Here is a 19,715-nt window from a genome sequence, read left to right on the forward strand (position 1 = left end):
GGATTGAAGGATCGCGATGAGCATAACGAAAACGAAACTATGGCGAGTGCAGGCCGAAGAGCCCCAAGCACTTGCTTCCGAACTTACGGAAGCCGCAGCTTTGCTGCGGAATGGCGGTCTAGTCGCCTTTCCGACCGAAACGGTGTACGGCTTAGGGGCGGACGCACGCAATACGTCGGCAGTCCAAGGCATATTCACGGCCAAGGGAAGGCCGTCCGACAATCCGCTAATCGTACATATCGCACACGTTAGTCAGGCGGATGGGCTTGTGAAGCCTTATCCTCCGATCGCGGCACAGCTTATGGAGCGCTTCTGGCCAGGACCGCTTACGATCGTATTGCCGGTACGCGAAGGGAAGCTATCGACGCTCGTAACGGCTGGCTTGTCGACCGTCGGCATTCGCATGCCGGATCATCCGGCAGCGCTAGCTCTAATCGAGCAGGCGGGTTGCCCGGTCGCAGCGCCAAGCGCGAATCGTTCCGGCCGGCCAAGTCCAACGCTCGCGAAGCATGTGCTTGAGGATCTAGGCGGTTCGATCGACGGCATCGTCGATGGCGGCGCTACAGGCGTAGGTCTCGAATCGACCGTTATCGAGCTGGCAGACGATCTTACGATTCGCATTTTACGACCGGGCGGCATTACGCAAGAAGATCTTCGAGCCGCATTCCCCCATGCGGTCATCGAAAGCGCCGACGCTTCGGAGGCGGATAACGCCCCAAGGTCGCCCGGCATGAAGTATACGCATTATGCTCCGCGGGGCGAGCTTACGCTCGTCCAAGGCGAGCCGGATCAAGTAACGGCCTATATCCGTGCACAGGTCGCGAAGTCCAAGAATAGCGGAGAGTCCGCCGGAGTGCTGGCCTTCGAAGAACGAATCGCCTCCTATGAAGGCGATCTTGTGCTGTCCTGCGGAAGCGAAGCCTCGCTTGAAGAGGCAGCGCATCGCTTGTATGCCGCTCTGCGCGAATTCGACGCAGCCTCCATTCAGCGAATATGGGCGGAATGCGGCCCAGAACATGGGATCGGCGAAGCGCTTATGAACCGCATGGCCAAAGCCTCAGGCAATCGAATCGTTCGATTGTAGTCTGTTTGTCCACTTGTCCGCATATGTTTGGTAGAGAATGTGACGGACATGGAGGAGATAGGCTGTGGTCGAAGCTGATTTGCATGCAGGGCAATTTTTGACGCTGCTTATCATGGCTGTAGCGTTAGGTTTTGATGCTTTTTCGCTAGGGCTCGGTATCGGCTTAAGAGGAATCCGGATAAAGGATATTTTGAAGCTCAGCTCCGTTATCGCCTTGTTCCACATCATTATGCCGCTTGGCGGCATCGTCATGGGACAGTTCGTAAGCGGGCTGCTTGGCAGTGTAGCTACGACCGCTGCGGGTATTCTGTTACTGCTGCTTGGCGGACATATGATATACAGCTCGCTCAGGGGCGATGCGGTCGTGTCCTTCGACCACCGTACCTATTGGGGGTTGTTTGTTTTCGCGCTTAGCGTAAGCATCGACTCGTTTTCCGTTGGCATTACGCTTGGCATGTTCGCGGCGGATATATGGCTGACTGTACTGCTCTTCGGATTTTTCGGCGGCTTAATGTCGATAATGGGGTTAATGCTTGGACGCAAAGTAAGCGCGAACCTCGGCGAGTACGGGGAAGCGTTGGGAGGCGCAATCTTATTCGTCTTCGGTATTTTATTCGTGTTCTAGCAGGATGCGGCTTTAGATGCGGACGCTGGACGTATACGGTCTTTTTCTGTACTATTTAGTTAAGCGAAAACGTTTTTTGCTTGTGCGGTTTGCACAAAGATCCCAAGTTGAACATTTCATTATTAAAGGCTGACGGAATGTTGGCTTTCACCGCCAAATGATGGCGATAGCGGTTTGCGCTTGAATACGCGGTATGATAGGGGGCAGAAGGCATGAAACGGATTTTATTCGTATGCACCGGCAATACGTGCCGATCTCCGATGGCGGAAGCGATGCTGAGAAGAATGGCGCATTTAAGAGGGATAACGGTTGCCGTTCGTTCCGCCGGCGTATCGACCGTTGACGGACTACCCGTATCCCGGCATGCGCTGGAGACGCTGCGCGAACGAGAGATTGATCATAAAGGGACATCCCGGTCGATGACCGGCGAAGCGGTTGAATGGGCCGATCTCATATTGACGATGACGGCCGGTCATAAGAGAGGACTTCTGCAATGGTTTCCCGAAGCGGTGGACAAGACGTATACGCTTAAGGAATATACGAATATGGACAAGAGCGTACTTGCCGATATCGAGGAGCTTGAAGGGCTGTATACCGACATGCACATGAAGCAGGCGCTCGGCCAGCAGCTTACGTCCTCGGAACGTATGAGGCTGCTTGAGCTGGAACGACGTATTCCGAGCTTCGATATTGCCGATCCGTTCGGCGGCTCCTACGCTCTTTACGATAGCTGCGCGCATGAAATCGAGACGGCGCTTGTCCGCTTGCTTGATAAGCTGGCCAAGCGATAATCCGCCTCGGCCTACACGATAGCAATTGATTTTTTGCCGAGTATCGGCTATGATGAAAAGACATATTAGGTTTCCGATGTAACTGGCGACGGAAGTGGGCTAACCACGGTGGAGCATCGGATCATACGGCCGGTCGCCTGGGCAAAGAGCAACATGCTTACAAGCATGTCATGCTCTTTTTTTGTCTTTATAAGGATTAAGACGTAAGCTTGCTGCCTGCGCTTCTGTTTCGCCGCGAAGCGGCGGCTGATCCGCCTTGCGGGAGAATCAGCCGTTTACGCTTGACAAATGCAGGTATAATAAGACTGTAATTGATGTTCGAGGGAGGTCATTAAACCTATGAAAATTGCAATTGGAGCCGATCACGCCGGCTATGTTCTGAAGGATGTTGTCGTACCTTTCATTGAATCGCTTGGCCATGAGATTGTAGACGTTGGATGCGACTGCAGCCAGTCGGTCGATTATCCCGATTACGCGCTTCCGGTATGCGATCTCGTCGCGAGCGGCGAAGCCGATCGCGGCATTCTGATCTGCGGGACGGGCATCGGGATGTCCATTGCCGCCAACAAGGTGAAGGGCATACGCTGCGCGCTAGTGCATGATCTGTTCTCGGCGAAAGCGACCCGCGAGCATAACGATACGAACGTGCTTGCCATGGGCGAGCGGATTATCGGTCCGGGCGTCGCGCAGGAAATCATTCGGATTTGGCTCGAAACGCCGTTCTCGCAAGGCGAGCGCCATCTTGGACGCTTGAATAAAGTCGCTCGAATCGAACAACCAGTTGCTTTGAAATCCGAGTAATCGCTATGAATGAAACCTACATGAATGAACGCGTATCTCTCGAGTCGATAGCATCGAATGTGGAAACGATCATACGGGAGCTAGCTGCGGCGGGCGGTTTGTCTGAAGGCCAGCTTCTTGTAATAGGCGTCAGTACGAGCGAAGTGCTCGGGAAGCGCATCGGAACGGCAGGCACCGTGGATACCGCCGAGCGAATATTCGCAGGCGTTGAGGCTGTACGCAAGCAAATCGGCTTTCATCCGGTCTATCAATGCTGCGAGCATCTGAATCGCGCGCTTGTCATGGAGCAATCGGTTGCCGAGCGTCTTCGTCTCGAGCTTGTATCGGCTGTTCCGGTTCCGAAAGCAGGCGGTTCAATGGCCGCATTCGCGTATCGGTCGCTTTCCGGAGCTTGTCTCGTCGAGACGGTAGCCGCTCATGCGGGAATCGATATCGGCGATACGCTCATCGGGATGCATTTGAAGCGCGTTGCCGTTCCGGTTCGGCCTTCTATCAAGAGCATAGGAAGCGCGCATGTAACGATGGCGTTCACGAGACCGAAGCTGATCGGCGGGGCTCGCGCCGTCTATGAGCTGGAAGGCACGGCGGCACAGCCTGTGCAGGACAACGGCACTTGTGAATGATTTTTGATACGATAAGGATACATGAATCAAACCCTATATACTTTTTTTTAAACCTAAGGAGGAATTACTGTTATGGAAAATCTACGCAAGCAAGATCCTGAAGTGCTTAAAGCAATGGGCCTTGAGCTAACGCGCCAACGCGACAACATCGAACTGATCGCTTCCGAGAATATCGTAAGCGAAGCCGTTCTTGAAGCAATGGGCTCGGTTCTGACGAACAAATACGCGGAAGGCTATCCAGGCAAGCGTTACTACGGCGGCTGCGAGCATGTCGATATCGTTGAGGATCTTGCCCGCAACCGCGCGAAAGAACTGTTCGGCGCCGAGCACGCGAACGTGCAGCCGCACTCCGGCGCGCAAGCGAACATGGCTGTTTACCTCGCGGCGCTTAAGCCCGGCGATACGGTTCTCGGCATGAACCTGGCGCATGGCGGCCACTTGACCCACGGCAGCCCGGTTAACGCATCCGGCTTGCTGTACAACTTCGTCGCATACGGCGTACAAGAGGATTCCTTCACGATCGATTACGAAGAAGTTCGCAAGCTCGCATTCAAGCACCGTCCGCGTTTGATCGTTGCCGGCGCCAGCGCATACCCGCGCATTATCGATTTCGAGAAATTAGGCAAAATCGCGAGCGACATAGGCGCGTTGTTCATGGTCGATATGGCGCACATCGCTGGTCTTGTAGCTGCCGGCCTTCACCCAAACCCGGTGCCGCATGCGCACTTCGTAACGACAACGACGCACAAGACGCTTCGCGGACCTCGCGGCGGCATGATTCTTTGTCGCGGGCCATGGGCTGCTGCCATTGATAAAGCGGTATTCCCTGGTTCCCAAGGCGGCCCTCTTATGCATATTATCGCGGCAAAAGCCGTTGCTTTCGGCGAGGCGCTTCAGCCTTCCTTTAAGCAATATGCACAAAACGTCGTAAAAAACGCCAAGGTTCTTTCCGAAGAATTGTTGGCCCGCGGAATCAACATCGTATCCGGCGGAACGGATAACCATTTGATGTTGATCGACACGCGCAACCTGGGCATTACAGGCAAAGTGGCTGAGCATGTATTGGATGAAGTCGGCATTACGGTTAACAAAAACGCGATTCCGTTCGACCCGACCAGTCCGTTCGTAACAAGCGGCATCCGCATAGGTACGCCGGCGGCTACGGCTCGCGGCATGAACGAAGAAGCGATGAAAGTGATTGCGGAAGTTATCGCCCTAGTGCTTAAGAACGCCGAGGATCAAGCCGTGCTGGAGAACGCGCGCGGCATGGTTCGTGACCTGACGGCGAAATTCCCGCTTTATCCTGGAATGACTTACTAGTATCCATTCAAGTATCTATATACAGTTTTATGAATAAAAAGCCCGTGCCTCGACGCAAAGTTGACAGCACTGGCTTTTTTTTCATGCATTTTTTCATAGAAACCATGCATTTTTATTCATATATCCAAAAGCTATTTACAAACGTTTTGTAAGCTCCGGTAAAAAATTTTTTAAAGTAAAAAAAACCGCAAGTGTAATTTCGAAAAATTGTAGCATCCTATACGCAACAAGGGATTTGTCGAATTTCCAGCAAAATCGGATTTGCAAAATAGTTACGGTGGCAATTTTTAGCCAGTTGACAATGCAATCAGCGTTAGTATATATTTTTCTACGTTAAAATCAGAGTAATAGTATATTATTTTCGTGAAAATTAATGAATTCATTATTCATTTAGATTCATAATTATGCAAAATGAATTTTTATGCACTTTGTGTAATTATTAATCGTTAATTTTTGCGATTTTAGTGTTACAAAAAATTGCATCTGATACAAAATCAGGGGAGGAAACGAAGTGAAAAAGAAAACAGTATTTTCGTATGTAACGCTTTTGTTGGTGCTTACGCTCGTCTTAGCTGGCTGCGGCAACCAAAACAACAACCCTGCAAATCCGAACAACTCCGGCAACGATGGCGGATCCGAGGGCCAAGAGGAAGCTAGAGCTTTCCGCTTGAATCTTCATTCCGAACCGCCAAGTCTTGACCCGGCACTGATGGAAGACAACGTGTCCGGTACAATCGCAACGGGTATCTACGAAGGTTTGACTCGCAAAGACGAATCAGGCAACACGGTTGAAGGTATGGCCGAGTCTTGGGAAATTTCCGAAGACGGCAAAACCTATACATTCAAAATTCGCTCCGATGCAAAATGGAGCAATGGCGACCCTGTAACGGCAAATGACTTCGAATTCGCTTGGAAACGCGCGCTTGACCCGGCTATCGGATCGACATACGCATACCAATTCTATTACATCGCAGGCGCCCAAGATTACAACGAAGGCAAAACAACGAATGCCGACGCTGTAGGCGTTAAAGCGCTGGACGCTCAAACGCTGGAAGTTAAGCTTAACTCCCCAACGCCTTATTTCTTAGGTCTGACATCGTTCTATACGTATAACCCTGTTCATCAATCCGCTAAGGAAAATGCGGGCTGGGCTGCCGACGCCGCGACGATTATCGGCAACGGTCCTTTCAAAATGGGCGAATGGCAGCACAACACTTCCATCAAGCTCGTACCTAACGAAAACTATTACGCTAAAGATCAAGTGAAATTCACAAGCGTTGATTTCACGATGATCGCAGACTCGGCTACCGAGCTCGCGAACTATGAAACGGATCAGCTTGATTACACAGGCAAACCGACCGGCGAAATTCCGGCCGAGCAAATTCCGGTTCTTGCCGAATCGAAGAAAGACGAGTTCCACCAAGTAGGGACGGCTAGCTCGTACTACTACATGTTCAACATGGAGAAAGCGCCTTTCAACAACGTGAAGGTGCGTAAAGCTCTTGCAATGGCGATCGATCGCCAATCGATCGTTGAAGATATTACGCAAGCGGGCGAGCTGCCGGCTTTCGGTTTCGTACCTCCGGGTATCGTAGGCGTGAAAGGCGACTACCGCGACGAAGTGAAAGACGACTTCTTCAAGGAAGACGTAGAAGAAGCGAAAAAATTGCTTGCTGAAGGCTTGGAGGAGCTTGGTCTCTCTTCGTTCCCTGAAGTGAAGCTGACTTACAACACGAACGACTCGCACAAAGCGATTGCCGATGCGATCGTAGACATGTGGAAAACGAACCTGGGCATCACTGTAGGCACAGGCAACGAAGAATGGGCCGTATTCCTTGAGAACCGTACGGCGATGAACTATGAAATTCAACGTGCGGGCTGGGGAGCGGACTACAACGATCCAATGACTTACATGGACATGTTCGTAACGAAAGGCGGACAAAACAACACCGGTTTTGCTTCTGCCGAATACGACGCCCTGATTCAAAAAGCATATGCAAGCAGCGACCAACAAGAGCGTATCGACGCTATGAAAGAAGCGGAAAAAATCTTGATGGATCAATTGCCGATCTTGCCGATTTACTACTACAGCAGCGTATACATGCTGAAACCAGGATTCGAAAATATATACCTGGACTACAAAGGCGACATTGAGTACACTCGCGGCTACTACGTAGCGAAGTAAGGTGAGTCCAGCACTTGAGGTCAGGGATATATGCGCAAGCTGCGTATATATCCCTTTCTTTTGAGTGATTCCATGCAGGCTGTTGTAGCGTTTTGCTCATTTGTAAGGAGGTGTCCGTTGCAGTGCTTAAATACGTGTCCAAAAAATTTTTATCGATGCTTGCATCCTTGTTTGTACTTGCGTCAGCAACCTTCTTCTTGATGAAGCTTATTCCGGGCGATCCGTTTCTGCGTGAGAAAGCGATTCCCGAGAAAATTAAAGAAAGTCTATATGCCATGTACGGTTTAGATCAGCCGATATGGAAGCAATATTTGATGTATTTGAACAACCTGCTTCACGGAGACTTAGGAATGTCGATGAAGCAGCAATATATGTCCGTCACTCGCATTATTAAAGACAGTTTTGTGTATTCCGCGCAAATCGGGGTGCTGGCGATTATCGTTTCCGTTGCCGCAGGCTTGATTCTTGGCATTATCGCTGCGCTAAACCATCGAAAATTATTGGATAGCCTTACGATTGTCGTTGCCGTGCTGGGTGTATCGATTCCGAACTTCCTTGCGGCGTCGGCGTTGCAATATGTATTCGGCCTTAAGCTCCGCCTACTGGATGTATCGGGACTGAATGATTGGACCGACTACATTATGCCCGTGCTTGCGCTATCTTTCCTGCCGGCGGCGTTCATTGCACGCTTGACTCGTTCGACAATGCTTGAGGTTCTATCCGCTGATTATATTAAGACGGCTCGTTCCAAAGGACTCAGCGGCCGCATCATTCTTGTCCGTCATGCACTGCGCAATGCAATCCTGCCCGTTGTCACTTATATTGGGCCGATGACGGCAAACATTATTACGGGCTCCGTCGTGGTTGAACAAATATTCGGCATCGGCGGCATCGGCAAGTTTTTCGTTCAAAGCATTACGAACCGCGATTATACGCTTATTATGGGCCTTACGTTATTTTACGGCATCATCCTTATGGTCGCGCGGTTCTTGACCGATGTCGCCTACGGCTTCGTCGATCCGCGAATTAAGCTAAGCAGAGGGAAGGGGGCTAAATGATGGCTGAGAAAATGTTAACCCCTGACGACTTTGCCAAGCTGAGCAAAGAAGAGAAGAAAACGGAGACGGTCGTCCGCGAAAGCATTTCGGCTTGGAAGGACGCCTGGCTGCGGCTGAAAACGAACAAAATGGCGATGGTTAGCCTTGCTATCCTTGTCGTTATCATCATCATGGCGATCATAGGTCCATGGATTTCAGAGCTTATGGGCCAAGACTATTCTACCAACCATTTGAAAGAGAAGAATACCTCGCCGAACGGAACCTATTGGTTCGGAACGGACAATCTCGGCCGCGATATGTTCGCGCGTACGTGGATGGGAACGGGCATCTCGCTGCAGGTCGGTTTCTATGCCGCGCTTGCCGACCTCGTGATCGGCGTTATTATGGGCGGCATCATGGGCTACTTCGGCGGTCGCGTGGACGAGATCTTGAACCGCTTCTGCGAGGTGTTGTATTCGATTCCGAGCATGCTCATTATTATTTTGCTCATCGTCATTATGGAGCCGAGTATGTTCACGATCGTACTGGCCCTCAGCATAACAGGCTGGATTAATATGGCCTGGCTCGTTCGCGGGCAAATCATGCAGCTCAAAAACCAGGAGTACGTCATGGCGGCCCAAGCGCTTGGCGCAAGCACGCCGCGTATTCTGTTCAGACATCTTATACCGAATGCAATGGGACCGATTATCGTAACGCTGACGCTTACGGTGCCGAGCGCGATTTTCGCCGAAGCCTTCTTAAGCTTCCTCGGACTTGGCGTGCAATCGCCTTCGGCTTCGCTCGGCACGATGATTAACGATGCGATTAAAGCATGGACGCTTTATCCGTGGAGAATGTGGTTCCCGGCTGCGATTATCAGTTTGATGATGCTTTGTTTCAATATTTTCGGCGACGGCTTGCGCGATGCGCTCGATCCGAAGATGAAGAAGTAGGAGGTGGATCATGATGGAAAGATTGCTTGAAGTCAAAGACCTTCGCGTTGATTTTAAAGTTCGCGGCGGCATCGTGCAAGCGGTGCGCGGCGTCAACTTTCATGTGAATAAAGGCGAGGCGGTAGCGATCGTCGGCGAGTCCGGCTGCGGCAAGAGCGTCACGGCTCAATCGCTGATGCGGCTCGTTCCGTCCCCGCCGGCGAAGACGACAGGCTCGATTCAATTCGCGGGCAAAGATATATTGAAGCTGACCGATCGGCAAATGGAGGATGTGCGGGGCAAGGAAATGGGCATGATCTTCCAGGATCCGATGACTTCGCTGAATCCGACGCTAACGATCGGCCGTCAGATAACGGAAGGCCTTGTTAAGCATCAAGGATTAAGCAACGAGAAGGCACGTGCGCGCGCCATTGAGATGCTCGAACTGGTAGGCATACCGAATCCGGCTTCGCGCGTGAATCAATACCCGCATCAATTCTCGGGCGGTATGCGCCAACGGGCGATGATAGCAATCGCGCTTGCTTGCAACCCTTCGCTGCTTATAGCGGATGAGCCGACAACGGCGCTGGACGTTACGATTCAAGCGCAAATTATGCGCGTGATGAAAGATTTGCAGCAAAAGCTTGGCACTTCTATTATTCTAATTACGCATGATCTTGGAGTTGTAGCCGATGTGTGCGATCGCGTTATCGTGATGTATGCCGGCAAAGTGGTCGAGACAGGAACGAAATGGGAAATTTTCAAAAATCCGAAGCATCCGTATACGAAGGGTCTGCTGCGCTCGGTGCCAAGGCTCGATCAGAAGAAGGACGAGCCGCTTGTTCCGATCTACGGCATGCCGCCGGATTTGATCAAGCCGCCGGTCGGCTGCAGCTTCTGCGCGCGTTGCGACGAAGCGATGCGCGTCTGCGTCGATAACGATCCCGAATTGCTTAAGGTAGGCGACAGCGAGTCGCATGCATCGGCATGCTGGATGGCCCATCCTTTCGCGCAGCCGAAACGGGAGGTGTCGTTATGAGCCAACCGTTGATCGAAGTGAAAAACTTGCGCAAGTTCTTCAACCTTGGGGGCGGTACGACGCTTCAAGCGGTTAACGATATTAGCCTTTCGATCCAGAAGGGCGAAACGGTAGGTGTCGTCGGCGAGTCGGGCTGCGGCAAGTCGACGGCTGGCCGCACCATTATGCGGCTTTATGAACCGACCGGCGGCTCGGTTGCATTCGAAGGCAAGGACATTTACGGGCTGAGAGGTTCGAAGCTGAAGGCGCTTCGCCGCGATATGCAGATGATTTTCCAGGATCCGTATGCCTCGCTCAACCCGCGAATGACGGTTATGGACATTATCGGCGAGCCGATCGATATTCATAACCTCGCGAACGGCGGCAAGGAACGCAGGAAAAAGGTCGAGAATCTGCTCGATCTGGTTGGCCTTAACCCAAGCCATGCAACGCGTTATCCGCATGAGTTCTCCGGCGGCCAGCGCCAGCGGATCGGCATTGCCCGAGCGCTTGCGGTCGATCCGAAGTTCATCATTGCCGATGAGCCGATCTCCGCGCTTGACGTGTCCATCCAAGCTCAAGTCGTCAACTTGATGCAGGATTTGCAGCGCAAGATGGGACTCACGTATTTGTTCATCGCGCATGACCTCTCCATGGTTAAGCACATAAGCAATCGCGTTGCCGTTATGTACTTGGGCAAAATCGTCGAGCTGGCTTCCAGCGACGACCTGTACGCGATGCCTGCGCATCCTTATACGCGCGCGCTTATGTCGGCGATTCCGATTGCCGATCCCGAGGTGGAAGCAACGCGCGAGCGCATCGTGCTGACGGGTGATCTTCCGAGCCCGATCAATCCGCCGAAGGGCTGCCAGTTCCACACGCGCTGCCCGATCGCGACCGATCGCTGCAAGGTAGACGAGCCCGCTCTATTGGAAACGCGCAAAGGGCATTTTGCTGCATGTCACTACGCATAATAATGAAGATAAGCACACTGGAAGCGGCATTTTATGCTCGCTTTTGGTGTGTTTTTTGATTTGGCTGAGCTTGGATGCCCGTAAAGATTGAATAAGCAGCCATCCACCGACATGGAGTTCGAATTGTGGCTTTTAATGAAGAAGCGTTTTGTGGTAAAATTTAGGTAGTAGGGTTGATTGCGCGTAGTGTAATGGATGGACTTGAAATGAATTGCGTTTGAAATGGGGGAAGTTATGGAGTTCATTATAGCGCTGATCGTTATATTGTTCGTTGTATTTGGACTAATAGGGGCAACTACTAAAAAGAAGGGACGCGGATCGGGTTACCGGAACGGAGGATCGAGAGGAATGAAACGAATCTATGCCTCGTGGCCGTCTGCGGAGCCCCCTATGGCACTGGGCGTACCCTACGGGCATCCGGCCCGTTCGGCAGCGGAGAGGCTCGAATCGGCGCTGGGGCTGGATTTCGAAGCACGCGTCAAGGATCGAGTGCTGAAGGAGCAACCCCGTCTGACGGATAACGAATGGAAGTGGACGTGGTTCGAGCTGAAGCGTTATTTCCTCATGTGCGCGATTATGCGAAGCGTGCCGATGTATAGCCGTTCAGCTGACGCGATCTGGCATGAAATGCTTATGTTCACGAGGGAGTACGAGCAATTTTGCTCGGGATTCAGCGGCGAGATGATTCATCATGCGCCTCATGCAGCAGGCGTACAGTCGGAACCGGGCGAGAGAGCATGGTTCGACTGGGTATATGGCGAGTTATTCGAGCAGACGCCGGTAAGCGGAAGGGTATGGGGAACGTTCTACCGTACTCCGCTGCCGCAGTCGAAACTTTCGGAGATCGAGTTATGGAGCGAGCAGCAACTAAAAGATGGATGGTTCAACGGCAAAGCCTCGCTCAAGCATGGGGATTTGAGCGATACGATCGGTCACCTGATCGGTCGATTGAAGCGCCAAGTGGGAGAGGCCAAGCAGAGACGCATCATTACCCGTCAGGACCGGTCGTCAAGAAACGGAATCTATGATGATCCTGCGCTAATGATGCTGTCGGGCATGCTTATCTTTAATTCGCTTCATCATTCCGATGATTTTGCCCGGCAGATGGATAATCTGCAGACGGAAGAGGAACGTAAAGCGAACTCGAGCGGCGATTCGACTTACGCATGCAGCGGCTCTTCGCATGACGGCAGGCACGACGGCGGTCATGACGGCCATTCCGGCGGACACGGCGGCGATTCTTCGTGCGGCGGCGGGGGGAGCGGCGGCGGCGGATCGTCCTGCGGCGGCGGATGCGGTGGAGGCGGAGATTAGCGATCGATTCAAGTAACGAATGATATTATGGGCAACCCGCATTCCCTAGGAGGATGCGGGTTGTTTGTTATATGTAGCAAAAGTTATAAGTGCATATATGATCTTACAACCAGTGGTTAGGTATGTGGCGGTGTCTGTAAGAGTGTATAGGATCTTACAGAGTATTTGAGTCTGCTGGAGCACGCCCGCGACTTCGTGCAAGATCACATACGCACTTACAGTGGGAGGTCGGATAAGCATCGGCGTCTGTAAGAGCATATAGGCACTTACGGAGCTGCTGTTGGAGTCGAGGCTCGTTTCTGAGTACTGTAAGAGCATAAATAACCTTTCTTTTATCGTTTCTGCAATTATCGACAAGCCACAGCATCAGCCGGGCTGGCTTGGACATACTGAAAATGAATAAAACTCAAGATGCATCGAGGGGTTTACAATGCTATAATAGTTGGGATTGTGTCAAGCCTACAACTATATACGGGAGGAATTACGCTCCATGAGCAAACTAATCATTTGCGACCATCCTTTAATTCAGCATAAGCTGACTTTTATTCGGAATAAAGAGACGAATACGAAAGATTTTCGGGAATTGGTTGACGAAGTGGCTACATTGATGGCCTATGAAATTACGAGAGAAATTCCGCTGGACACGATTAAAGTACAGACCCCGGTCGCCGAGACGGACGCCAAGGTCGTATCCGGCCGCATGCTCGGTCTGGTGCCCATTCTTCGCGCGGGACTCGGGATGGTTGACGGCATATTGAAGCTCATTCCGTCCGCCAAGGTCGGTCATATCGGACTGGCTCGCGACCACGAGACGCTGCAACCGAAGGAATATTACATTAATTTGCCGACGGACGCCTCCAATCGCATGCTGATCGTTATCGATCCGATGCTGGCAACGGGCGGTTCGGCAATTGCTGCTATATCCTCGCTTAAGAGCCATAATTGCGACCAGATTAAGCTAATGTGTCTTATCGCCGCCCCTGAAGGCGTGAAGGCGGTTCAGGATGCGCACCCGGATGTAGACATCTATATCGCCGCGCTGGACGAGCGCTTGAACGAGAAGGGCTACATCGTTCCGGGTCTTGGAGATGCGGGCGACCGCATGTTCGGAACGAATTAGAGAAGTAAAAACTTCCCTGCTTTTGAAGCGAGTTTGCTATCAAACTTTTAGGCCCCCACATCATCGAATTACATCAATACAGTTTTTTTCATAGGAGTGGAAACTTTTGACCAAACTGAAAGTAATGACAATTTTCGGCACGCGTCCGGAGGCGGTCAAGATGGCACCGCTTGTTCTTGAACTGCAGAAGCATGACGATCAGATCGAATCGATCGTATGCGTGACGGCGCAGCATCGCCAGATGCTGGATCAGGTGCTGGACTTTTTCGAGATCGAACCGAATTACGATTTGAACGTAATGAAAGATCGCCAGACGCTGACGGAAACGACCGTACGCGTGCTTGAAGGCCTCGATCCGGTGCTGCAGCAAGCAAAGCCGGATATCGTGCTTGTGCACGGCGATACGCAGACGACGTTTCTTGCCAGCTATGCGGCGTTCTTGAAGCAGATTAAGGTCGGCCATGTCGAGGCGGGACTTCGCACGTGGAACAAGCTTTCTCCGTATCCCGAGGAGATGAACAGGCAGCTTGCCGGCGTCCTTTCCGACGTGCATTTCGCCCCAACGGAGTGGTCGGCGAACAATTTGCGCAAGGAGAACAAGTCCGAGGAAACTATCTATGTGACCGGCAATACGGCAACCGACGTGTTCCAATACACGGTGGACGAATCGTTCATGCATCCCGTGCTTGATTGGGCGAAAGGGAAACGGATGATTCTGATGACGGCACACCGCCGAGAGTCGCTAGGTGAGCCGCACCGCAATATTTTCCGTGCAGTGAAGCGGATCGTGGACGAGCATGAGGATGTCGTAGTCGTCTACGCGGTCCATCTGAACCCGGCAGTTAGAGAACCGGCTAATGAGATTCTTGGCAATCACCCTCGCATTCAATTGATCGAGCCGCTCGACGTGTTCCAGTTCCATAACTTCTACCCGCATACGTACATGATTATGACCGATTCGGGCGGCATGCAGGAAGAAGCTCCGTCGTTCGGGGTACCGACGCTTGTCCTTCGCGACACGACGGAGCGTCCGGAAGGAATTGAAGCAGGCACGCTTGAGCTTGTAGGCACGGATGAAGAGACCGTGTACGGCAGGGCGAAGGCGCTGCTCAACGATTCGGAGCTATATGGAAGAATGAGCAGAGCTGCAAATCCGTATGGAGACGGCAAAGCGTCGGAGCGCATCGTCGAGGCGATCCTGCATCATTTTGGCAGAAGAAAGGCGCGCCCCGATTCGTTCACAGAACGTTCATAGTTTACATGCGTTCAGTCAACTGTAAGGTCAATGTACAGCATACAGTAGTACTGTACGGTTTTGATCGCTCGGAACACTAGTAGAATCAAGGGTTTTGTACATTTTGTTCACTAAATGTTTGCAGTTATATCAATTGACAAAACCAGCGCCGCTTCGATAAAATATATGAGGATTGACAGGGGTACAAGCCAATGAATAGAAATAACAAAAGGGACAATCCGTTGCTGGCCGCCGGTCTAGTAGGCGCTCTCGGAATCAATGTCGCAGTTTGTATTTTCTTGGGGTACTGGATCGGCTCTCTGGGCGCCGACCGCTTCGGCGGCGAGATGGCTTGGAAGATGTCGGGTCTGCTTGTCGGTCTGGCTGTCGGCATTCTCTCAGCCATTCTGATTGTAAAGAGGGTTCTGGAGGATTCCGATGGATAACATTATGAAGACGGCAGTTCGGGTGCTCCTGTATCTGCTGGCAGCTTGTCTGCTGGTATGGGCTCTCGCTCCGGAATGGCGTATTGTCACACTCGGCCTTCTTCTAGGATTGGCGGCAAGTTCCATGAATGCGTTTTTATTGAGACGCCGAGTGGAGATGGTTACACATGGAGCAGCGGGAACCGGACCTCGCAAGATGGGTCTCGGACTCGGAAGCCGGATCGCGACCGTGCTTTTGGTAGCCATGATCGCCTATCGCTTCCCGGAGAAGTTCAGCATGCCGGCCGCTTTAATCGGCTGTATGGTTATGCCGTTTATTCTTTTGGCAGCAGCTTATTTCCATAACAAACGACAGTCTTAGCGGAAAGGGGTGAAAATTTTACATGCATGAATTTCCCGTAGTGCAGCTTGGGCCACTCAACATTGATATTTCCACCGTAATCGCGTTATTCGTATCCGTTGTCATAACGATGCTGGTGGCAAGATTGGCTGTTCGCAATCTTTCGGTGACCAACCCGGGCAAGATGCAAAACTTCCTGGAATGGGTCGTTGAATTCGTTCACGGCGTTATTGCCAGCGCAATGCCGCTTAATCGTGTCAAACCTTTCCTATCGCTAGGATTGACGCTTATTATGTTCATTTTCATCTCCAACTTACTCGGCTTGCCTTTCGGTATCACTTTCGAGGCACATCACGTCAACGAAGCATTGGGGATTACGCAAGAGTTGTTGGACGAGCACCATGGCGAAGCGCACGTTTCCTTCTGGAAATCGCCAACTGCGGATCTTTCGGTTACGGCAGGCCTGGCGCTTATCGTATTCGTGATCGTCCACTACCTTGGTCTTAAACAAAATAGAAAGCACTACCTGAAGCATTACTTCCATCCGTTCCCGATTTTCTTGCCGGTCAACATTATTGAGACTATCTCGAAACCGGTAACGCTGGCACTTCGGTTGTTCGCTAACATCTATGCGGGCGAGGTTCTAATTTCTACGATTCTGATGCTTAAATGGGTCGGTATTCCGTTCCTGGCTGCTTGGCAGGGCTTCAGTTTATTCGTAGGCGGCATTCAGGCTTTCCTGTTCACGATTCTGACGATGGTTTATATTTCGCAAGCTGCCATTCATGACGAAGCCGATGAACATCATTAATATCGCTTTATGCCCGGGCAAGCTCATGGGCCTCCGGGTTGGTTATACAACTAAAAACAACATATCTTGAGGAGGAAATTTAAAATGGAAATCTTGGCAGCAGCATTGGCAGTAGGTTTGGGCGCAGTTGGCGCAGGCGTAGGTAACGGTATGATCGTCAGCAAAACAGTTGAAGGTATCGCTCGTCAGCCTGAACTTCAAAGCAAGCTTCAAACAACAATGTTTATCGGTGTAGGTATCGTCGAAGTTGTGCCTATCATCGGCGTAGTTATCGGATTCTTGGCGTTCTTCAGCGCTTAATTGAAAACAGTCATGATTGGCGGGGAAGGCCTAGCCCTCTTCGCCTTCGTTATGAAAATACGCTTTAATCAAACAGCGGATGGCGACAGCCGTTCACGCTTGGACACTACTGTGGTAAGAAAGGAGTGGCTTCAATGAGTTTGAGTTGGGAATCGACAGTGATAGCGATTATTTCGTTCCTGATTTTGTACTGGTTCTTGAACAAGTATGCGTTCGGTCCATTGTTCGGTGTAATGGAGAAGCGCAGACAATTGGTGCTCGAACAGATGAATACAGCGGATTCCAGCCGTAAAGCTGCCGAACAACAAATGGAAGAGCAGAAGGCAGCGCTGCAGCAAGCGCGCAAGGAAGCCTACGAAATTATCGAGCAAGCGAGAACGACAAGCTCGAAGCAAGCGGACGAAATCGTGCAAACGGCTAAATCCGAAGCTTCCCGCCTGAAAGACGACGCTCTCAAAGATATCGAAAGCGAGAAAAACAAAGCGATTGCAGCTCTTCGTTCCGAAGTCGGCGGCATCTCCGTTAAGATCGCATCGAAAATTATCGAGAAGCAAGTGGACGAGAAGGCACAGGAGCAGTTGGTTGATCAATACCTGAAAGAAGTTGGAAACAAATGAGCCGCGATACGGTCGTAGCGAAGCGCTACGCTAAAGCGTTGTTCGAGGTTGCCGCTTCGCAGCAAATCGTTGCCGAAGTGGAAGCGGAACTGAAGCTGATTGTTGAAACGCTTGAACAAAACGTGGACGTTCAAAAATTTCTTTCCTTGCCTAGCATTGATCCGGACAAAAAAGTAGCGGTAGTAAAAGCGGCCTTCGGCGACAGCATCTCCGCGCTCGTACTCAATACAATCGAAATTCTTATTTCGCGCAGACGGCAGGACAATCTTGCCGAAGTATACGCAGCGTATACGAAGATTGCGGGTGATTCGCTTGGTCAAGCGCATGCGACGGTTTATTCCGCGCAATCGCTTAGCGGCGAGGAGCTTGCTAACGTAGCGGCTCAGTTCGGACAATTGACCGGCAAAAAAATCATTGCGCAGCAAATAGTAGATCCTTCCCTGCTCGGCGGCGTGCAAGTGCGCATCGGCGACCGTCTCTATGACGGAAGCTTGTCCGGCAAGCTGGATCGTTTACAAAAATCGTTTAAAATCTAATGCATGGTAGATAGGGGTGAACGAATTGAGTATTAGACCTGATGAAATCAGCACGCTGATTAAACAACAGATCGAAAACTATAAATCCGAAATTCAAGTTGTTGACGTCGGCACCGTAATCAATGTCGGTGACGGTATCGCCCGCGTACACGGCTTGGAAAACGCGATGCAGGGGGAACTGCTCGAATTCGCTAACGGTGTTGTCGGTATGGCCTTGAACTTGGAAGAAAGCAATGTCGGTGTCGTAATCCTCGGACCATACACGGAGATCCGCGAAGGCGACCAAGTAAAACGTACTGGCCGAATTATGGAAGTGCCAGTCGGCGAAGAGCTTCTTGGCCGCGTAGTTAACCCGCTTGGTCAGCCGCTTGACGGCAAAGGACCAATCAACACGACTCAATTCCGTGCCATTGAATCGCCGGCACCGGGCGTTATCGACCGTAAATCGGTTCATGAGCCTATGCAAACAGGCATCAAGGCGATCGATGCGATGGTACCGGTTGGCCGCGGCCAACGGGAGCTTATCATCGGCGACCGTCAAACGGGTAAAACTGCGATCGCGATCGATGCGATCATCAACCAAAAAGGCAACGGCGTGAAGTGTATCTACGTTGCGGTTGGTCAAAAACAATCCACTGTTGCTAACGTTGTAGAAACGCTTCGCCGTCATGGCGCGCTTGACTACACGATCATTGTAACAGCCGGCGCTTCCGAACCAGCTCCATTGCTCTTCCTGGCTCCTTATGCAGGCTGCTCGATGGGTGAATACTTCATGTACAAAGGCGAGCACGTTCTCGTAATCTACGATGACTTATCGAAACAAGCGGCAGCATACCGCGAGCTTTCGCTCTTGCTCCGTCGTCCACCGGGTCGGGAAGCTTACCCAGGCGACGTATTCTACTTGCACTCCCGTTTGCTGGAGCGCGCTGCGAAACTTAGCGATGCAAGAGGCGGCGGTTCATTGACTGCATTGCCATTCATCGAGACGCAAGCATCCGACGTATCGGCTTACATTCCTACGAACGTAATCTCGATCACTGACGGTCAAATCTTCCTTGAAGCAGATCTGTTCTACTCGGGCCAACGTCCGGCGGTTAACGTCGGTATCTCCGTATCCCGTGTCGGCGGTTCCGCTCAAATCAAAGCGATGAAGAAGGTAGCCGGTACGCTCCGTCTTGACCTTGCGGCCTACCGCGAGCTTCAAGCGTTCTCGCAATTCGGCTCCGACCTCGACAAATCGACGCTTGCACGCCTTAACCGCGGTGCGCGTACGATGGAAATCCTTAAGCAAGGCGTTAACGAGCCGATGCCGGTTGAGAAGCAAGTCATCTCGATCTACTCCGCTGTTAAAGGCCACTTGGACGATATTCCAGTCGGCGACATTCTTCGCTTCGAGAAAGAGTTCCACGCATACCTGGATTCGAACAGCCCTGAGATTGGCGCATCGATCCGCGATACGAAGGACATCGTTGCCGACAACGAGAAAGCTCTCGTTGACGCCATCAACAAGTTCAAGAAAAGCTTTGCCGTAACGGCTTAGAACATAAATCGTCTACGCCCGTCCTATTTCAGTCCGGGCGTAGCTTCCTTACTCCTCCAACACCAGG

General features: G+C 51.6%; 21 protein-coding genes and 1 riboswitch. All 21 genes read left to right on the forward strand.

The annotated features are described in order from the left end of the window. Positions 1–16 precede the first annotated feature (16 nt). The 21 genes from J2T14_RS20205 (at position 17) to atpA (ending at position 19,648) form a co-directional block, all read left to right on the forward strand. Entirely contained in the window at positions 17–1,084 is a 1,068-nt protein-coding gene (locus J2T14_RS20205; protein WP_307473614.1) for an L-threonylcarbamoyladenylate synthase, read from the forward strand. A gap of 112 nt (positions 1,085–1,196) precedes the next feature. Then, the gene (locus J2T14_RS20210; protein WP_373458181.1) at positions 1,197–1,709 is read left to right on the forward strand and encodes a manganese efflux pump MntP; all 513 of its coding nucleotides are present in this window, start codon (positions 1,197–1,199) and stop codon (positions 1,707–1,709) included. A 212-nt stretch (positions 1,710–1,921) separates the two neighbouring features. After that, a complete protein-coding gene (locus tag J2T14_RS20215; RefSeq protein ID WP_307473616.1) occupies positions 1,922–2,500 on the forward strand; it encodes a low molecular weight protein arginine phosphatase in 579 nt (192 codons plus the stop codon). A gap of 68 nt (positions 2,501–2,568) precedes the next feature. Next, a riboswitch (ZMP/ZTP riboswitch) is annotated at positions 2,569–2,650 on the forward strand. A gap of 189 nt (positions 2,651–2,839) precedes the next feature. Next, positions 2,840–3,301: a ribose 5-phosphate isomerase B gene (gene rpiB / locus J2T14_RS20220; RefSeq protein ID WP_307473618.1), complete on the forward strand. Its 462-nt coding sequence runs from the start codon at positions 2,840–2,842 to the stop codon at positions 3,299–3,301. A 5-nt stretch (positions 3,302–3,306) separates the two neighbouring features. Next, a complete protein-coding gene (locus tag J2T14_RS20225) occupies positions 3,307–3,924 on the forward strand; it encodes a TIGR01440 family protein (protein ID WP_307473621.1) in 618 nt (205 codons plus the stop codon). Positions 3,925–3,996: 72 nt separating this feature from the next. Next, the gene (gene glyA / locus J2T14_RS20230) at positions 3,997–5,244 is read left to right on the forward strand and encodes a serine hydroxymethyltransferase (RefSeq protein ID WP_307204779.1); all 1,248 of its coding nucleotides are present in this window, start codon (positions 3,997–3,999) and stop codon (positions 5,242–5,244) included. A 511-nt stretch (positions 5,245–5,755) separates the two neighbouring features. Next, on the forward strand, positions 5,756–7,429 hold the full coding sequence (locus tag J2T14_RS20235) for a peptide ABC transporter substrate-binding protein (RefSeq protein WP_307473623.1): 1,674 nt from the start codon (positions 5,756–5,758) through the stop codon (positions 7,427–7,429). A gap of 122 nt (positions 7,430–7,551) precedes the next feature. After that, complete coding sequence (locus J2T14_RS20240) at positions 7,552–8,487, forward strand: ABC transporter permease (RefSeq protein ID WP_307204782.1); 936 nt, start codon at positions 7,552–7,554, stop codon at positions 8,485–8,487. Then, complete coding sequence (locus J2T14_RS20245; protein ID WP_307204783.1) at positions 8,484–9,419, forward strand: ABC transporter permease; 936 nt, start codon at positions 8,484–8,486, stop codon at positions 9,417–9,419. The genes J2T14_RS20240 and J2T14_RS20245 overlap by 4 nt, the downstream gene beginning before the upstream one ends. 13 nt (positions 9,420–9,432) lie before the next feature. Beyond that, entirely contained in the window at positions 9,433–10,437 is a 1,005-nt protein-coding gene (locus tag J2T14_RS20250; RefSeq protein ID WP_307473863.1) for an ABC transporter ATP-binding protein, read from the forward strand. Beyond that, positions 10,434–11,390, forward strand: a complete 957-nt coding sequence (locus J2T14_RS20255; RefSeq protein ID WP_307204784.1) for an ABC transporter ATP-binding protein — start codon at positions 10,434–10,436, stop codon at positions 11,388–11,390. Before J2T14_RS20250 ends, J2T14_RS20255 begins: the two co-directional genes overlap by 4 nt. Positions 11,391–11,738: 348 nt before the next feature. Beyond that, positions 11,739–12,704 (forward strand): hypothetical protein, encoded by a 966-nt coding sequence (locus J2T14_RS20260; RefSeq protein ID WP_307473626.1) that lies wholly within the window; start codon positions 11,739–11,741, stop codon positions 12,702–12,704. Positions 12,705–13,194: 490 nt separating this feature from the next. Then, positions 13,195–13,824, forward strand: coding sequence for a uracil phosphoribosyltransferase (gene upp, locus J2T14_RS20265; protein WP_307204786.1), 630 nt, complete (start codon positions 13,195–13,197; stop codon positions 13,822–13,824). Between the two features lie 106 nt (positions 13,825–13,930). After that, positions 13,931–15,079, forward strand: coding sequence for a non-hydrolyzing UDP-N-acetylglucosamine 2-epimerase (gene wecB / locus J2T14_RS20270; protein ID WP_307204788.1), 1,149 nt, complete (start codon positions 13,931–13,933; stop codon positions 15,077–15,079). A 191-nt stretch (positions 15,080–15,270) separates the two neighbouring features. Next, entirely contained in the window at positions 15,271–15,504 is a 234-nt protein-coding gene (locus J2T14_RS20275; protein WP_307204789.1) for an AtpZ/AtpI family protein, read from the forward strand. Continuing rightward, complete coding sequence (locus J2T14_RS20280; RefSeq protein ID WP_307204790.1) at positions 15,497–15,865, forward strand: ATP synthase subunit I; 369 nt, start codon at positions 15,497–15,499, stop codon at positions 15,863–15,865. Before J2T14_RS20275 ends, J2T14_RS20280 begins: the two co-directional genes overlap by 8 nt. Before the next feature lie 22 nt (positions 15,866–15,887). After that, a complete protein-coding gene (gene atpB, locus J2T14_RS20285) occupies positions 15,888–16,655 on the forward strand; it encodes a F0F1 ATP synthase subunit A (RefSeq protein WP_307473628.1) in 768 nt (255 codons plus the stop codon). Positions 16,656–16,739: 84 nt separating this feature from the next. Then, complete coding sequence (atpE, locus tag J2T14_RS20290; RefSeq protein ID WP_307204792.1) at positions 16,740–16,955, forward strand: F0F1 ATP synthase subunit C; 216 nt, start codon at positions 16,740–16,742, stop codon at positions 16,953–16,955. A 134-nt stretch (positions 16,956–17,089) separates the two neighbouring features. Beyond that, positions 17,090–17,572 carry a F0F1 ATP synthase subunit B gene (gene atpF, locus J2T14_RS20295; RefSeq protein WP_307473631.1) on the forward strand — a complete coding sequence of 161 codons (483 nt, stop codon included), beginning with the start codon at positions 17,090–17,092 and terminating at the stop codon, positions 17,570–17,572. Next, positions 17,569–18,108, forward strand: a complete 540-nt coding sequence (locus tag J2T14_RS20300) for a F0F1 ATP synthase subunit delta (RefSeq protein ID WP_307473633.1) — start codon at positions 17,569–17,571, stop codon at positions 18,106–18,108. The genes atpF and J2T14_RS20300 overlap by 4 nt, the downstream gene beginning before the upstream one ends. Positions 18,109–18,133: 25 nt before the next feature. Beyond that, positions 18,134–19,648: a F0F1 ATP synthase subunit alpha gene (atpA, locus tag J2T14_RS20305; protein WP_307204795.1), complete on the forward strand. Its 1,515-nt coding sequence runs from the start codon at positions 18,134–18,136 to the stop codon at positions 19,646–19,648. The last annotated feature ends 67 nt before the right edge of the window (positions 19,649–19,715 follow it).

It is taken from the genome of Paenibacillus harenae (assembly GCF_030812415.1).
Classification (GTDB): Bacteria; Bacillota; Bacilli; order Paenibacillales; family Paenibacillaceae; genus Pristimantibacillus; species Pristimantibacillus harenae_A.

Coding starts and splice junctions, on each gene's coding strand:
- J2T14_RS20205 (WP_307473614.1), top strand. CDS start 17: ATGAGCATAACGAAAACGAAACTATGGCGAGTGCAGGCCGAAGAGCCC.
- J2T14_RS20210 (WP_373458181.1), top strand. CDS start 1,197: ATGGCTGTAGCGTTAGGTTTTGATGCTTTTTCGCTAGGGCTCGGTATC.
- J2T14_RS20215 (WP_307473616.1), top strand. CDS start 1,922: ATGAAACGGATTTTATTCGTATGCACCGGCAATACGTGCCGATCTCCG.
- rpiB (WP_307473618.1), top strand. CDS start 2,840: ATGAAAATTGCAATTGGAGCCGATCACGCCGGCTATGTTCTGAAGGAT.
- J2T14_RS20225 (WP_307473621.1), top strand. CDS start 3,307: ATGAATGAAACCTACATGAATGAACGCGTATCTCTCGAGTCGATAGCA.
- glyA (WP_307204779.1), top strand. CDS start 3,997: ATGGAAAATCTACGCAAGCAAGATCCTGAAGTGCTTAAAGCAATGGGC.
- J2T14_RS20245 (WP_307204783.1), top strand. CDS start 8,484: ATGATGGCTGAGAAAATGTTAACCCCTGACGACTTTGCCAAGCTGAGC.
- J2T14_RS20250 (WP_307473863.1), top strand. CDS start 9,433: ATGGAAAGATTGCTTGAAGTCAAAGACCTTCGCGTTGATTTTAAAGTT.
- J2T14_RS20255 (WP_307204784.1), top strand. CDS start 10,434: ATGAGCCAACCGTTGATCGAAGTGAAAAACTTGCGCAAGTTCTTCAAC.
- J2T14_RS20260 (WP_307473626.1), top strand. CDS start 11,739: ATGAAACGAATCTATGCCTCGTGGCCGTCTGCGGAGCCCCCTATGGCA.
- upp (WP_307204786.1), top strand. CDS start 13,195: ATGAGCAAACTAATCATTTGCGACCATCCTTTAATTCAGCATAAGCTG.
- J2T14_RS20275 (WP_307204789.1), top strand. CDS start 15,271: ATGAATAGAAATAACAAAAGGGACAATCCGTTGCTGGCCGCCGGTCTA.
- J2T14_RS20280 (WP_307204790.1), top strand. CDS start 15,497: ATGGATAACATTATGAAGACGGCAGTTCGGGTGCTCCTGTATCTGCTG.
- atpB (WP_307473628.1), top strand. CDS start 15,888: ATGCATGAATTTCCCGTAGTGCAGCTTGGGCCACTCAACATTGATATT.
- atpE (WP_307204792.1), top strand. CDS start 16,740: ATGGAAATCTTGGCAGCAGCATTGGCAGTAGGTTTGGGCGCAGTTGGC.
- atpF (WP_307473631.1), top strand. CDS start 17,090: ATGAGTTTGAGTTGGGAATCGACAGTGATAGCGATTATTTCGTTCCTG.
- J2T14_RS20300 (WP_307473633.1), top strand. CDS start 17,569: ATGAGCCGCGATACGGTCGTAGCGAAGCGCTACGCTAAAGCGTTGTTC.